The organism is Sandaracinaceae bacterium, from assembly GCA_016706685.1.
Lineage (GTDB): Bacteria > Myxococcota_A > Polyangia > Polyangiales > Houyiibacteriaceae > JADJJE01.
Map to the genome: position 1 here is coordinate 355,966 of JADJJE010000003.1, position 13,575 is coordinate 369,540.

Genomic DNA, 13,575 nt, shown 5'->3' on the forward strand with positions numbered 1-13,575 from the left:
GCCCTGTGGCGGGCGCGGCCTCCAGAGTGACCGGCCCTAGTCCATCTTATTGATGGGCGTTCGAGCTCTCCCCGCCCAGCAGCTTGCGGTGCAGCAAGATGGCGAACAGGCCCACCAGGAAGCCACCGATGTGCGCCCACCACGCCACCCCGCCGCTCGAGAAGCCCCCCGTAGACAAGAGGCCGTACACCAGCTGCAGCGCGAACCACACGAAGATGAACACGAAGGCCGGCACCTCCACGAACAGCGCCAGCGGAATGGGCACCAGCGTGAGCACCGGCGCGCGCGGGTGCAGCACCACATAGGCCGCCAGCACGCCGCTGATGGCGCCCGACGCGCCCACCATGGGGACCGTGCTGCTCGGGTCCACCAGCACCTGGAAGAGCGCCGCGCCGAGGCCCGCGCCCAGATAGAAGAGCAGGAACGGCACGCGCCCGAGCTCGTCCTCCACGTTGTCACCGAAGACGTGCAGGAACCACATGTTGCCCAGCAGGTGCAGCCCGCCGCCGTGCAGGAACAGGCTGGTGATGGGCGTGACCAGCGCGCCCAGCGAGCCGCCCTCGGAGCGGGGCAGCGTGAGCCCGCCGCCGCTGAGCACGGAGGGCACCACCCCGTAGCGCGTGAGCATGACCGTGGCCGCCTCGGTGGACAGCATGAGCTCGTAGGCGAAGATGGCCGCGCTGAGCGCGATCAGCGCCCACGTGACGACCGGCCTTCGGCGCGTCGGGTTCATGTCACGCAGCGGGAGCACCCGGGCATGTGAATCCGTTCCGCGCGTACATGCAACCCGAACCCACGAACCATCCACCCTGAGGCCTGGCGTGCGACCATTTGCCGCATGCCGCGATGGGTATGGCGGCGCTACGTTGTGGGCATGAAAACGCGTCCCCCCCGCCTCCTCGGTCTCTCCCTGCTCGCCCCGCTCGCGCTGGTTGGCGCCTGCGGCGATGCCGCTCCCCGGCAAGACGTGAGCCTCACGTTCCGCGCCACCATGGGCAGCGAGACCTTCGCCTGTGGCCAGCCTTTCACCGGGCTGGGCGTGACGGGTGACCAGACCCTCACGGTGAGGGACGCCCGCATGTACGTGCACGACGTCCGCCTGGTGACCGCCGCGGGCGACGAGGTGGCGCTCGAGCTCGGCGAGAACGCCTTCCAACACCAGGGCATCGCGTACCTGGACTTCGCCGACAGCAACGACACCGGCTGCGAGGGCAACCCCGAGACGCGCCTGGTGATCGAGGGCAGCGCGCCCGAGGGCGACTACGTGGGCGTGCGCTTCACGGTGGGCATGCCCTTCGAGCAGAACCACCAGGAGGCCTCGGTGGCGGCGTCGCCGTTGAACATCACCGACATGTTCTGGGCGTGGCAGAGCGGCTACAAGTTCATCAAGCTGGACGGCGCGAGCACCGGCGTGCCCACCTGGCGCTTCCACCTGGGCAGCACCGGCTGCGTGGGCGACCCCATGGCGGGCGGCGTGACCAGCTGCACGGCCCCCAACCGCTTCGACGTGGAGCTCATGGGCATGGACCTCGCAGCCGACAGCATCCGCTTCGACATCGCCGAGCTGGTGTCCGACGTGGATCTCGACACGTTCACCCCGGAGACGCCTCCCGGCTGCATGTCGGGCGCGATGGACCCGGACTGTACGGAGTACTTCGAGGCGCTGGGCCTCCCCCACGCCAGCAGCCCGGCCGGCGTGCAGCGTGTGTTCACCGTAGACTGACAGCGTGATCTCCCGCACGCGATGGCGCCGCACCGTGCAGCCAACCCCTCCGCATCCTCGAGCGCCATGGCTCACGCTGGCCCTCACGCTGGCCCTGGTGGCGCTGCAGGGGGGCTGCGGCTCGGATAGCTATGAGCTGGACCTCCCGCGCGGCTTCCCCGAGCCGCGCGTGCCGGCGGACAACCCGCTGAGCGAGGCCAAGATCGAGCTGGGCCGCTTCTTGTTCTACGACGTGCGGCTGAGCGCCAACCAGACGCAGTCGTGTGGGAGCTGCCACCGGCAGGAGCTCGCGTTCACCGATGGACTGCCGCACGCCGTGGGGTCCACGGGCGAGCACACCGCGCGCGGCTCCATGGCGCTGGGCAACGCGGGCTATGCCGCCACGCTCAACTGGGCCAACCAGGCGGTGGTCACTCTCGAGATGCAGGCGCGCATCCCGCTCTTTGGCGTGGAGCCCGTGGAGCTGGGCCTCGGCGGCATGGAGCAGGTGCTGGAGCAGCGCTTGCGCGCCGACCCGAGCTACCCTGCGATGTTCGCCGCGGCCTTTCCGAGCGAAGACGACCCCATCACCGTGCAGAACGTGCTGCGCGCGCTGGCCTCGTTCGAGCGCGCGCTGCTGACCGGCGACTCGCCCTACGACCGCTACCAGGCCGGCGACACCACCGCGCTCTCGGACTCGGCCCGGCGCGGCATGGAGCTGTTCTTCAGCGAGAAGGTGGAGTGCTTCCACTGCCACGGCGGCTTCAACCTGTCGGGCTCGGTGGACCACGAGGGCAACTTCTTCGACCAGTCCTTGTTCGCCAACAACGGCCTCTACAACGTGGACGGCATCGGCGGGTACCCGGCCGCCAACACGGGCCTGTTCGAGATGACCGGCGACCGCCTGGACATGGGGCGCTTCAAGCCGCCCACGCTGCGCAACATCGCGCTGACGGCGCCCTACATGCACGACGGCTCGCTGGCCACGCTGGAAGCGGTCATCGACCACTACGCGCGCGGCGGCACGCTGACGCCCGAGGGGCCCAACGCGGGCGACGGGCGCCTGAGCCCGCTGAAGAACGGCTTCATCAGCGGCTTCGTGTTGAGCGAGCAAGAGCGCGCCGACCTGCTGGCGTTCCTGAACGCGCTGACCGACGAGACCTTCGTCACCGACCCGCGCTTCAGTGATCCGTTTTCGGCGCCGCCCGCGCCTTGAGCGCGCGTCGTGGGCCCGCGCTGCCCGTGGGCTGCTTGGTGGCCTTCTTGGCGGGCGTGGACGTGACCAGCGCCGCATGCATGCGCGCCGCCTGAGCGTGGGTGAGCGCGATGGCCAGCGCGTCGGTGGCGTCGATGCCGGGCAGCTCGCCGGGAGGCAGCCCCAGCATCGCGCCCACGATGCGCGCCACCTGCGTCTTGTCGGCCGCGCCCTTGCCCACGATGGAGCGCTTCACCACGGCGGGCGGATAGGGGTGCACCGCGAGCCCCGCCTGCGCGATGGCCAGCAACACCACGCCACGCGCGTGCCCCAGCTTGAGCGCCGCGTTCGGGAACTTCGCCATGAAGATGTCCTCCACGGCGGCCGCTTGCGGCGCGTGCTCGGCGATCAGCGCCACGAGCCCCGTGTGGATGAGCAGCAGCCGCTCCTCGAGCGGCGCCTTCTCACCGGCGGTGAGCGTGCCCGCTGTGATCAGGCGCAGGCGCGTGCCGTCCCGCTCGATGATTCCGTAGCCCGTGCGCACGGAGCCGGGATCCACGCCGAGGACGCGCAGGGTGGCCATCAGGCGGCGCAGCCCGGGGTGGGGACAACGCCGGGGGCGGGAGGGTGCTGGCTCATGCTGGGTGGTGTAACCCACGGGCCGCGTGGTCGGTCAAGCAAGCGACAACGCTACCGGTCGCCCCGCCGGCGCTGTGGTAGTCTCCCCCGGTGCGCACGCTGGACGCTGGCCCCCTCCTTCACCCCGTTCGAGCTTGGCTCGCGGCAGTCGCCGGCGCGGCGCTGATCACCGGCTGCGGAGGCAGCCAGGCCCTGGGCCCCGCGCACGACACCGCCCGCGCCTATGCCGATGCGGTGCGGCGCGGTGACGCCGAGGCCGTGTACGCCCTGCTGGACGCCGAGACGCGCGCGAGCCTGACACTCGACGACCTGCGCGCCCAGATGGCCGAGGCGCCGGAGGAGCTGCGTGAACAGGCCACGGCGGTGGAGGCCGCGCTGGATGACCCGCAGCTGGTGGAGACGCGCGCGAGCGTGCCGCTGCGCACCGGGCAGCACGCGGTGCTGGTCATCGAGGGGGAGCGCTGGCGGCTGGTGGGCACGCTGCTGGACGCGGTGTCGCTGGCCACCCCGGAGGACGCAGTCATGGCGTTCCGCAGCGCGCTCGAGCGCCGCAGCCTCAGCAGCATCGGCCGCATCCTGGCGCGGGCGCCACGCGCCGAGATCGACGCGCAGATCGAGCGCTTCCTGCTGGACACCGAGGACCAGCCGGCGCTCGACGTGGACATCCAGGGCAACGAGGCCACGGTGCGCACGGCCAGCGGGCGAGTGATCCGCATGGTGCGCGAAGCTGGCGAGTGGCACGTGCTCAGCGTGGAGTGATGCAACGATGACGAGCATGACCAATAGGGCCTGGCTCGCGATGCTGCTCGGGACGAGTGTGCTCGCTGGCTGTGGCAGCGAAGAGCCCCCGCCGGTGGACGACGGTACCTTCCGCCCCGTGGTGGAGCTGGGTCGCCACAGCGTCACCGTGCAGGACACGCGCCAGGTGGTGCCGAGCGACGGGCTGCCCGCCGAGACCGTGCCGCAGCACTCCAACAACAACCTGGACGTCATTCGCCACGCGGGCCGCGTGTTCCTGGCGTGGCGCACGGCGCCCAACCACTTCGCCAACCCCGACACCATCCTCTACGTGGTGAGCAGCGAGGACGAGGTCACCTGGCGCTACGAGACCGAGTACGCCATCGGCACCGACCTGCGCGAGCCCCGCTTCCTGGCGGTGGGCGACACGCTGTTCCTGTACATGAGCGTGCTGGGGGTGAGCGAGACGCAGTTCCAGCCCATGGGCGTGCGCTATGCGCGGCTCGACGCGGGCCAAGCGTGGAGTGCGCTCACTGAGCTGTACGGCGATGACACGCTGCTGTGGCGGACCACCACCGTGCCGGACGGCCGCCACTTCATGACGGCGTACAACGGCGGCGAGAACGAGTACCTGTTCAACGGCGAGCCGCTGCAGGTGCACTTCCGCACGAGCCTCGACGGGGTGAGCTGGACCCCGGCCGATCCGGATGGTTCCATGGTCTACGAAGGCGGCGGCAGCGAAACCGCGTTCGCTTTTGCGGAGAGCGGCGAGCTGTTTGCCGTCATCCGCAACGAGGCTGCGGACACCGAGGGCTTGGGAAGCCGCGTCTGCCGCGCGCCGGCCGACGACCTGGGCAACTGGACGTGCAACGCCGACTTCAAGAAGTACGACTCGCCGTTCATGTTCGAGTACGACGGCGAGGTCTACCTGCTGGGCCGCCGCAACCTCACCGAGACGGGCTTCTTCGGCGCCGAGGGCCTCACCAACGCGGTGGTCGCGTCCCTGCGCTACGTGGCGGCGCCCAAGCGCTGCAGCCTGTGGCGCATCGTGCAGGACGAGCTGCGCGTGGCGTACATCACGGACCTCCCCAGCAACGGGGACACCTGCTTCCCGAGCGTGATCGCGGGCAGCGAGCCTGGCGAGTTCTTCGTGTACGACTACAGCTCGGATCCCGAGGGCGAGCCCCTGGCGTGGCGTCCTGGGCAGCTGGGCAACACCCAGATTTACCGTCACGTGCTTCGTTTCCGCCGCCGCTGAGCCGCATGGCCGCGCAAGGCGCTTGGCGTGGCCAGCACGGTCCGCTTCGTGTTATGCGAACCGGATGATGAAACGCACGACGAAGCGGCACCGGCTCGCGGCCGCCCTCTTGGCGCTGACCGCGCTCGGCCTCGCGGGCCCCTCGACTCACAGCGTCCTCGCGCAGCGGGCACGACGCCCCGCGCCGCCCAGCGGTGGAGAGAGCTCGCTCTCGCAGCTGCCGGTGGTCCGCGAGCGGCTCAGCAACGGCATGCGCGTGGTCATGAGCCCCGACCGCAGCATCCCCACCGTGGCGGTCGCGCTCTACTACGACGTGGGCTCGCGCAACGAGGTGCGGGGCCGCTCGGGCTTCGCGCACCTCTTCGAGCACATGATGTTCCAGGGGTCGGCCAACGTCCGCAAGGGCGAGCACTTCACCTACATCGACAGCCGCGGCGGCGACATGAACGGCACCACCAGCACCGACCGCACCAACTACTACGAGACGCTCCCCAGCAACGAGCTGGCGCTGGGCCTGTGGCTGGAAGCAGACCGCATGCGCTCGCTGGCCATCACCGCCGAGAACTTCGAGAACCAGCGGCAGACCGTGAAGGAGGAGCGGCGTCAGAGCTACGACAACCGCCCCTACATGAACAGCATCCTGCGCATCAACGAGCTGGCCTACGGCGACTACTGGCCGTACGCGCACTCCACCATCGGCGACATGGCCGACTTGGACAACGCCACGCTGGGCGACGTGCAGGCCTTCTTCGACGCGTACTACCCGCCCAACAACGCGGTGCTCAGCATCGCCGGCGACTTCGACCCGGCCGAGGCCATGGTGCTGGTGCGTCAGTACTTCGAGGGCATCTCGTCGCGCCCGGTGCCGGCGTACAACCCGGGGCCCATCAACCCGCAGACGGCCGAGATCGTGGAGACCATGACGGACCCGCTGGCCCCGTTCCCGGCGTTCCACGTGAACTACCGCATCCCGCCCAACCGCGAGCCCGACCACTACGCGCTCGAGATGCTGGCGCTCATCCTGGGTGACGGCGACTCGTCGCGCCTCTACCGCGTGCTGGTGAAGGAGCGCGAGATCTGCCAGCAGCTGCAGGTGGCCACCGACGACCAGCGCGGCCCGGACCTGTTCTCGGTCTTCGGCATCATGGCGGGTGACCACCAGCCCGCCGAGGCGCGCCAGGTCATCTACGACACGCTGGCCGAGGTGGCCTCGGGCGGCGTCACCGAGCGCGAGCTGCAGAAGGCGCGCAACCGCGTGGCCTCCTACTTCGTGTTCGGCATCCAGAGCAGCCTCGAGCGCGCCCAGCGCCTGGCCGAGTACGAGATGTACTACGGCAACGCCGAGCTGCTGCGCACCGAGATCAACCTCTACAACGCGGTCACGCGCGCGGACATCCAGCGCGTGGCGAACACCTACTTCGGGACCACGCAGCGCACCGTGCTGGACGTGCTCCCCCCGGCCGCGGCCAGCACGACCGGAGGCAACCCGTGAACCCCATGCATCTCATTCGCCGCGCACGTCGCGCGCCCTTGGCCATCGGCCTCTTGCTCTCGCTCGGCACCGTGGCGGGGGCCTGCAACCGCGAGCAGGGGCCGCCCCCCGAGTACCCGCCGCTCGACAGCGTGGAGGGCACCGAGACCGCCGAGACGGAACCCGAGCCGGAGCCGGAGCCGGAGGCCCCGCGTGAGCCCGCCCCCGCGGGCGGCACGGCGCGCGACATCGCGTTCCCGGCCATCGCGCGCTCCACGCTGCCCAACGGCCTCGAGCTGAACACCGTCAGCAGCACGCAGCTGCCCGTGGTGTACCTGCAGCTGGTCATTCGCAGCGGCGGCGAGACCGACCCGGCGGACCTGCCGGGCCTCGCTGGGCTCGTGGCCGACATGCTCAAGGAGGGCACCACGCGCCACACCAGCGCCGAGCTGGCCGAGGAGATCGAGTTCCTGGGCGCCGACATGGTGGTGGGCGCCACCTCCGAGAACCTGGTCATCACGTTCCGCGCCCTGAAGGAGCACCTGCCGCAGGCGCTCTCGCTCATGGCCGAGGTGGCCATGCAGCCGGTGTTCGATGCCGAGGAGCTCGAGAAGCTGCGCCGCCGCGAGCTGGACCGGCTGGAGCTCAGCCAGCAGGACCCGCGCTTCCTGTCCACGCGTGCCTACTACCGCGCGCTGTACGGGGCGCACCCCTATGGCCGCGTGGACACCACGCCCGACGCCGTGCGCGCCGTGACGCAGGCCAACCTGATCGCGTGGCACCGCACGCACGTGGTGGCCAACAACGCCTACCTGGTGGTGGTGGGCGACGTGACCGCCGCCGACGTGAGCCGCCGCGCCGGCCGCGCCTTCAGCCGCTTCCGCCAGGGCACCGTGCCCGAAGTGAGCTACCCCGCGCCGCCCACGCGCACCGAGCGCGAGATCATCATCGTGGACCGTGAGGGCTCGCAGCAGACCTCCATCCGCGTGGGCAACCTGGCCATCGCGCGCCAGCACGACGACTGGGTGCCGCTGCAGGTGGCCAACCAGGTGCTGGGCGGCAGCGCCTCGTCACGCTTGTTCATGGACCTGCGCGAGCGTCGCAGCCTGACCTACGGCGCCTACTCGTATGTGGAAGAGCGCCAGCAGGTGGGCTCCTTCACCGTGGGCGCCGCCGTGCGCACCGAGGTCACCGCGCAGGCCATGGAGGCGCTCTTCGAGCACCTGGTGGCCATCTCGAGCGAGGCCCCCGGCAACGAAGAGACCGACCTGGCGCGGCGCTTCCTGAGCGACTCGTTCCCGCTCAGCATCGACACGCCCGGCAAGGTGGCTGGCTTGGTGAGCGACCTGCGCGGCTACGGCCTGCCGGACGACTACTGGGAGAGCTTCCGCACGCGCATCCGCTCGGTCACCCCCGAGCAGTCGCTGGCCGCGGCGCGCGCGCACGTGCACCCCAGCCAGATGGTGGTGGTGCTGGTGGGCGAGGCCTCGCAGATCGCAGAGCCCATGCGCGCCTATGGCGCGGTGACCATCACCAACACGGCTGGTGAGGTGGTGCGGCGGCTGCCCGCAACGGGCCGGCCCGCGCGCTGAGGGAGAATCCCCGCCTGCGAGCGCGATGCTCGCGGGCGGCACGTTTCGAACGGCACCCGCATGGACCTCGACGAGACACGCACCCTGCTCGCGCTGGCCGAAGAGGGCAGCGTGTCTGGCGCCGCCGAGCGGATGGGGGTCTCGCGGGCCACCGTGCGGCGCAGGCTGGCTGCGCTCGAGGCGCGCGTGGGCGTGTCTCTGGCGCGCAGCACCGAGGCCGGCGTGGAGCTCACGGCGGCGGGCGAGCTGTATGCACGGCACGCACGAGCGCCGGTGCGGGAGCTCGAGGCCATCGGCCAGCTGGCCGAGCGCGCGGGTCAGGACCCGGCCGGCACTCTCGACGTGGCCCTGCCGGTGGGGGCGTCACGGCGCCTAGGCCCGCTCTTCGTGCGGCGCTTGCTGACCGCGTGGCCCGAGCTGCGCGTGCGCCTGCGCGCCACGCCCGACCCGGTGAAGCACCTCAGCCACGGCGCCGACGCCGCGCTCACGCTCACGCTGCCCACGGCGGGGGAGCTGGTGGTGGTGGCCATCGGGCGCATCACCACGGGGCTCTACGGCAGCCCCGACTACGTGGCGCGCATGGGCCAGCCCCGCTCGCTCGGCGACCTCGCGCAGCACACCCTGCTGCACACCATCCTGGACGCAGAGGCGGCGCCGCACACGCTCGCCCAGCACAGCGAGGTGCGCTGGCCGCTGCGCGCTGGAGGCGACGTGAGCGTGACGCCGCGCATCCACTCCACCGACAACGAGTTCATCCAGGGCTGCGTGGCCGACGGCATGGGCATCGCCATCCTGCCCGACTACGCCGCCCGGGGGCTGGTGCCGCTGCTCTCCGACGCCGTGGGCCTCGCGGCGACGGTGTGGGGTGTGACCACCCGCGCGGGCACTCACCTGCCGAGAGTGCGCGCGGGGCTCGAGGTGGCCGCGCAGCTGTTCGCGGAGGGGCTGGGTTGACGTGGGCCATCGATACTTCTTCAGCTGCGGGCTGATGCTGCTGCCGGCCATGGCCTGGAACGCGGTGCTCGCGGGGCACCTACCACCCGCTTTCCAGCCAGCCGAGTTCGATCGCGCGCTGCCACCCGGCTCGTGCTCACCGAGAACGTCCTCCGAGTCTTCGCGCTCGGGCTGCCCTTCTTCATGCCGCTCGGTGCATCGACGAAGGTTCAACGCCTAGGCCTCGGCCTCTTCGTGGTGGGCACGCTCGTGTACTTCGCGAGCTGGCTCCCGCTGGTCCTGGCGCCTGAGTCGGCGTGGTCCACTAGCGCGCTGGGATTCCTCGCGCCCGCCTACACGCCTGCGCTCTGGCTCGCAGGGCTGGGCCTCACGGGGCGGGAACTCTTCATTGGGAAGGCCTACCGCCCGTGGATGTACTTCGCCCTCTCAGCGGCCTTCGTCGCGGCGCACGTCACGCACGCGGCGATCATCTACGCGCGCAACCACTGAGGACTGCAAGGGCCGTCACGGCGCGATGCGCGTCTCGATCCCGAAGCCGAGCATGAGGCGGTTCTGGGCCGCGCCACTGAGGGGTCCGTCGAACGCATGCTCGAATTCCGAGTCGATGCGCACGTGGATGTTCTCGGTGACCGGGAGCACCAGCCGCAGCGAGACGAACCCGCCGGTGAAGCGGTAGTCCACGCCTGTCTCGGCGCGCGCTGCCTGGTGGCGAGCCCCGAGCCCGAGCTGGAGGCCCACGCGCTCGTTGTCGAGTACGTGGACACGCAGCGCGCCTCCGAGGTGCGGGCCCACGGACGCGAGCTGGTCGCTGTTGATGGTGGTGGCCCCGCCGAGGATCTCGGCCGAGAAGATCCAGTAGTACATCCCGACAGCCGCCTCGAGCTGGTAGCCGAACGAGCCGCCGCCGAGGTTCAGGCTGGAACCGAGCCCCACGCCCACGTAGAGGCCGAGCTCACGCTCGTTGACGATGGGCTCGGGCTCCGGGGTGACCACGGGGGCCGGAACGGGCTCGGGGGCGGCCATCAGCGCGGGGGGCCCACTCTCGAGCGAAGCGGGCACTGGCGCGCCTTGCGCGAGGGCCGAGAGGGGAGCGAGGGCGAGCACGGAGAAGAAGATGGCGAGGTTTCGCATGCCCGGAACCTGGGACCCCCATGGTCGGCGGGAAACGGTCCAACCCGTGCCAGTAGCTGGAACGTTCTCGGCCAGTGGCGGGGGCCTGGAGTGCCCCCAAGAGGAGCTTTTGGCCGCTTACTCGAAGGGCTTGCGGCCCACGAGCTGCGCGACCTCTCGGTCTGGATCCGGGAGGAAGCCCTCAAAGAAGTGGAGCGTGGTCCAGCCCGCGAACAGCTCGGCCAGCTCGCCAGGCTGCAGCAGGAAGTCCGGGTTGTGCGGCCGCCCGTACCGGGTGTTGCGCTGGGTGAACGTCTCGTAGACCACGAGGCCGCCGGGCAAGATGGACGCTCGGAGGTGCGGCATGAGCGGGCGGTGCAGGTAGCGGAAGACCAGCGCCGCCGAGAACCGGCGCGCAGCCAGCGGGTCGCCGGTGCCAGCCTCGAGGTCCACCTGCCACGTCTCACCGGGCAGTCCCTCGGCGTGGAGCTGGTGCGCCACGCTGTCGAGCGCCTCCTGCGAGTGGTCCGCGAACACGACGGGCAAGCCCATGCGCGCCAGGAAGAGGCCGTTCCTGCCGCTGCCGCAGGCGAGGTCCACGATGGGTCCGAGCGCCGAGGCTTCGATCAGCGCGCCGAGATGCTCGTTCAGCAGCGGCGAGTGCACTAGCGCCCGCCGCGTTGGTCGAGAGCCGAGAGGAAGCTGACCAGCTCCTCGAGCAGCGCGCCATAGCGGCCGTACACGTCAGCGTCCGGCGGCATGCGTTCACCGAGCCGTCGGTAGAGCACGAGCTCCGCGTCCATTCCCTCGGGACGACCGGGAATGACGATACCGTGACGTGAGAAACGGTGCGAGGCCGCTTGAACGAGTGCTGCCTCCGCCGTGCGCCGGTCCGAAGCGACATCTCGCAGACCAGCGAGAACACAATCCGCTCCGGGCAGGTCGCTGAGCGCATCGAGACCATCGGTGACGGTGTCGGGGTCCACGGGGCGTCGCACAGCGTCGAGTGTAGGCAGCTGGGCTTCAGCGGTCGAGGGCTGCATGCGCACTCCGCGCAGCCCCCCGCGCCAGCTGCACGAAGGCGCTCACCACCGGGTTGGCGCTGTCCGCGTGCGTGGCCAGGATGAGCGGCAGCGTGGTGCGCGCGGCCACCCGCACGTAGCGCACGCCCTCGGTGCGCATGGCCTCGAGCGAGGCCGGCACCAGCGCCACGCCCATGCCAGCAGCGGCGAGGTGCACGAGGGACGCCGCGTGACCCGCATGCGCGGCGACGTGCAGCGGGCGGCCCTCGGCCGCAGCCAAGCGGTCCACCAGCGCGCTCAGGCTGGAGCCGAGCCCCGGCGAGGGCAGCAACAGCGGCAGGTCCAGCAGCGCGGCCACCGTGATGCGCTTGCGGTGCGCGAGCGGGTGGTCCTCCGGGAACACCGCTATCAGCGGCTCTTGCGCCAGCACCCGGCCCTCGATGCGCGGCGGAAGCGCGCCGCTGGGCCGCACGAACGCGGCGTCCAGCTCGCGCTCCTCGAGCGCATGCAGCAGCGCAGCCGTGGACCGCTCCACCAGCTCCACCCGCACCTGCGGCCGTTCTTGGCGCAGCGCGCGCACCAGGCTGGGCACCAGCGGGTGGAACGTGGCGGAGGGCGACGAGCCCAGCCGCAAGCGCCCCTCGAGGCCGCCCGCGAGCCCACGCGCGCGCATGACCAAATCGTCGAGCTCCACCAGGAGCCGGCGCGCGTCGGCGGCCACCATGCCCGCCGCGTCGGTGGGGTGCATGCGCCGCCCCTGCCGCACGAAGAGGCGCACGCCCAGGTCGTCTTCCAGCTCGGCGATGGTGCGGCTGAGCGCGGGCTGCGCCACGTGGATGCGGCGCGCGGCCTCGCGCACGCCACCGGCGTCCAGCACGGCGAGGAACTGGCGCAGGCGGCGGGTGTCGACGTTTGATATCTCCACGGTATCAACTGGTATCTAACCGATATTGGCCGGCGCTCAAAGTGGACCGCACAGTGAGCGGCATGAACACACAGCAGAGCTTCGACGCCGGCCGCTCCTTCGACGCGGCCCAGTACCAACAGAACGCCTCCTTCGTGCCGGCCCTCGGCGACGTGATCCTGGGCTGGCTCGCCCCTCAGCCGGGAGAGCACATCCTGGACCTGGGCGCCGGGGACGGCGTGCTCACCGAGAAGCTGGTGGCCGCCGGCGCGCACGTGGTGGCGGGTGACGCCTCGCCCTCCATGGTGGCCGCCGCCAAGGCGCGGGGGCTCGACGGGCGCTTGATCGATGGCGAAGCGCTCGACTTCGACCAGGCCTTCGATGCCGTCTTCTCGAGCGCGGCGCTGCACTGGATGCCGGACGCGGCGCGGGTCTCGGCGGGTGTGTTCCGTGCGCTGCGCCCGGGTGGCCGCTTCGTGGCCGAGGCCGGTGGCTTCGGCTGCGTGGCCGCCGTGCGCGTGGCGCTGGCCGACGCCATGGAGCGCGCGGGCGTGGACGCTACGGGGGCGCACCCCTGGTACTTCCCCACCGCCGAGCATCACCGGGGCGTGCTCGAGCGCGCGGGCTTCGTGGTGGACGAGATCGTGGTGGTGGCGCGTCCCACGGTGGTGCCAGCGGGCTTTGGCGCGTGGCTCGAGACCTTCGCGAAGGCACAGCTGGCGCGCGTCCCCGCGGAGCAGCGCGCCCACGTGTTGCGCTGGGCCACCCTGCGCCTCGAGGCCACGCTGCGCGACGAGCAAGGGCGTGATGTCGCGGACTACACACGCCTGCGCTTCATCGCGCGGCGGCCGGCGGAGGCGTGAGCGCACGGCTCGCGGTGTCACCGGGCTCGAGTCGAGCTGGCGGTGCTGCGAGCCTGCCGATGTCCGGAGTTGTGCTCCACACCGAAGGTGCGGATGCCTTGACGCCCGAGTGGAGTGCCGCTAGCTT

The 13,575-nt window shown here is 71.0% G+C and carries 15 protein-coding genes; 9 read left to right on the forward strand and 6 right to left on the reverse strand.

Features of this window, described 5'->3' with window-relative positions; genetic code table 11:
* Positions 1-46: 46 nt before the first annotated feature.
* Positions 47-751 carry a rhomboid family intramembrane serine protease gene (locus tag IPI43_07480; GenBank protein MBK7773968.1) on the reverse strand — a complete coding sequence of 235 codons (705 nt, stop codon included), beginning with the start codon at positions 749-751 and terminating at the stop codon, positions 47-49.
* A 123-nt stretch (positions 752-874) separates the two neighbouring features.
* Between IPI43_07480 and IPI43_07485 the strand changes: the two genes are divergently transcribed.
* Positions 875-1,723, forward strand: coding sequence for a metallo-mystery pair system four-Cys motif protein (locus tag IPI43_07485; GenBank protein MBK7773969.1), 849 nt, complete (start codon positions 875-877; stop codon positions 1,721-1,723).
* 76 nt (positions 1,724-1,799) lie between these two features.
* Positions 1,800-2,918, forward strand: coding sequence for a di-heme enzyme (locus IPI43_07490; GenBank protein ID MBK7773970.1), 1,119 nt, complete (start codon positions 1,800-1,802; stop codon positions 2,916-2,918).
* Here IPI43_07490 and ruvC read toward each other — a convergent pair.
* Positions 2,884-3,480 (reverse strand): crossover junction endodeoxyribonuclease RuvC, encoded by a 597-nt coding sequence (gene ruvC, locus IPI43_07495; GenBank protein MBK7773971.1) that lies wholly within the window; start codon positions 3,478-3,480, stop codon positions 2,884-2,886. The two genes, IPI43_07490 and ruvC, sit on opposite strands and share 35 nt — an antisense overlap.
* Before the next feature lie 146 nt (positions 3,481-3,626).
* Between ruvC and IPI43_07500 the strand changes: the two genes are divergently transcribed.
* The 6 genes from IPI43_07500 (at position 3,627) to IPI43_07525 (ending at position 10,038) form a co-directional block, all read left to right on the forward strand.
* Positions 3,627-4,295, forward strand: coding sequence for a hypothetical protein (locus tag IPI43_07500; protein ID MBK7773972.1), 669 nt, complete (start codon positions 3,627-3,629; stop codon positions 4,293-4,295).
* A gap of 16 nt (positions 4,296-4,311) precedes the next feature.
* Entirely contained in the window at positions 4,312-5,532 is a 1,221-nt protein-coding gene (locus IPI43_07505) for a hypothetical protein (protein MBK7773973.1), read from the forward strand.
* A 67-nt stretch (positions 5,533-5,599) separates the two neighbouring features.
* Entirely contained in the window at positions 5,600-7,024 is a 1,425-nt protein-coding gene (locus IPI43_07510) for an insulinase family protein (GenBank protein ID MBK7773974.1), read from the forward strand.
* Entirely contained in the window at positions 7,021-8,595 is a 1,575-nt protein-coding gene (locus IPI43_07515; protein ID MBK7773975.1) for an insulinase family protein, read from the forward strand. Before IPI43_07510 ends, IPI43_07515 begins: the two co-directional genes overlap by 4 nt.
* Before the next feature lie 60 nt (positions 8,596-8,655).
* Positions 8,656-9,549 carry a LysR family transcriptional regulator gene (locus tag IPI43_07520; GenBank protein MBK7773976.1) on the forward strand — a complete coding sequence of 298 codons (894 nt, stop codon included), beginning with the start codon at positions 8,656-8,658 and terminating at the stop codon, positions 9,547-9,549.
* Between the two features lie 132 nt (positions 9,550-9,681).
* A complete protein-coding gene (locus tag IPI43_07525) occupies positions 9,682-10,038 on the forward strand; it encodes a hypothetical protein (GenBank protein MBK7773977.1) in 357 nt (118 codons plus the stop codon).
* Between the two features lie 15 nt (positions 10,039-10,053).
* Here IPI43_07525 and IPI43_07530 read toward each other — a convergent pair whose 3' ends face one another.
* The 4 genes from IPI43_07530 to IPI43_07545 all read right to left on the reverse strand — a co-directional run bounded on the left by IPI43_07530 (position 10,054) and on the right by IPI43_07545 (position 12,606).
* The gene (locus IPI43_07530) at positions 10,054-10,680 is read right to left on the reverse strand and encodes a hypothetical protein (GenBank protein ID MBK7773978.1); all 627 of its coding nucleotides are present in this window, start codon (positions 10,678-10,680) and stop codon (positions 10,054-10,056) included.
* 117 nt (positions 10,681-10,797) lie between these two features.
* Positions 10,798-11,325 carry a methyltransferase domain-containing protein gene (locus IPI43_07535; GenBank protein ID MBK7773979.1) on the reverse strand — a complete coding sequence of 176 codons (528 nt, stop codon included), beginning with the start codon at positions 11,323-11,325 and terminating at the stop codon, positions 10,798-10,800.
* A complete protein-coding gene (locus IPI43_07540) occupies positions 11,325-11,645 on the reverse strand; it encodes a hypothetical protein (protein ID MBK7773980.1) in 321 nt (106 codons plus the stop codon). The genes IPI43_07535 and IPI43_07540 overlap by 1 nt, the downstream gene beginning before the upstream one ends.
* A gap of 37 nt (positions 11,646-11,682) precedes the next feature.
* Entirely contained in the window at positions 11,683-12,606 is a 924-nt protein-coding gene (locus IPI43_07545) for a LysR family transcriptional regulator (GenBank protein MBK7773981.1), read from the reverse strand.
* 62 nt (positions 12,607-12,668) lie between these two features.
* Between IPI43_07545 and IPI43_07550 the strand changes: the two genes are divergently transcribed.
* Complete coding sequence (locus IPI43_07550; GenBank protein MBK7773982.1) at positions 12,669-13,448, forward strand: class I SAM-dependent methyltransferase; 780 nt, start codon at positions 12,669-12,671, stop codon at positions 13,446-13,448.
* The last annotated feature ends 127 nt before the right edge of the window (positions 13,449-13,575 follow it).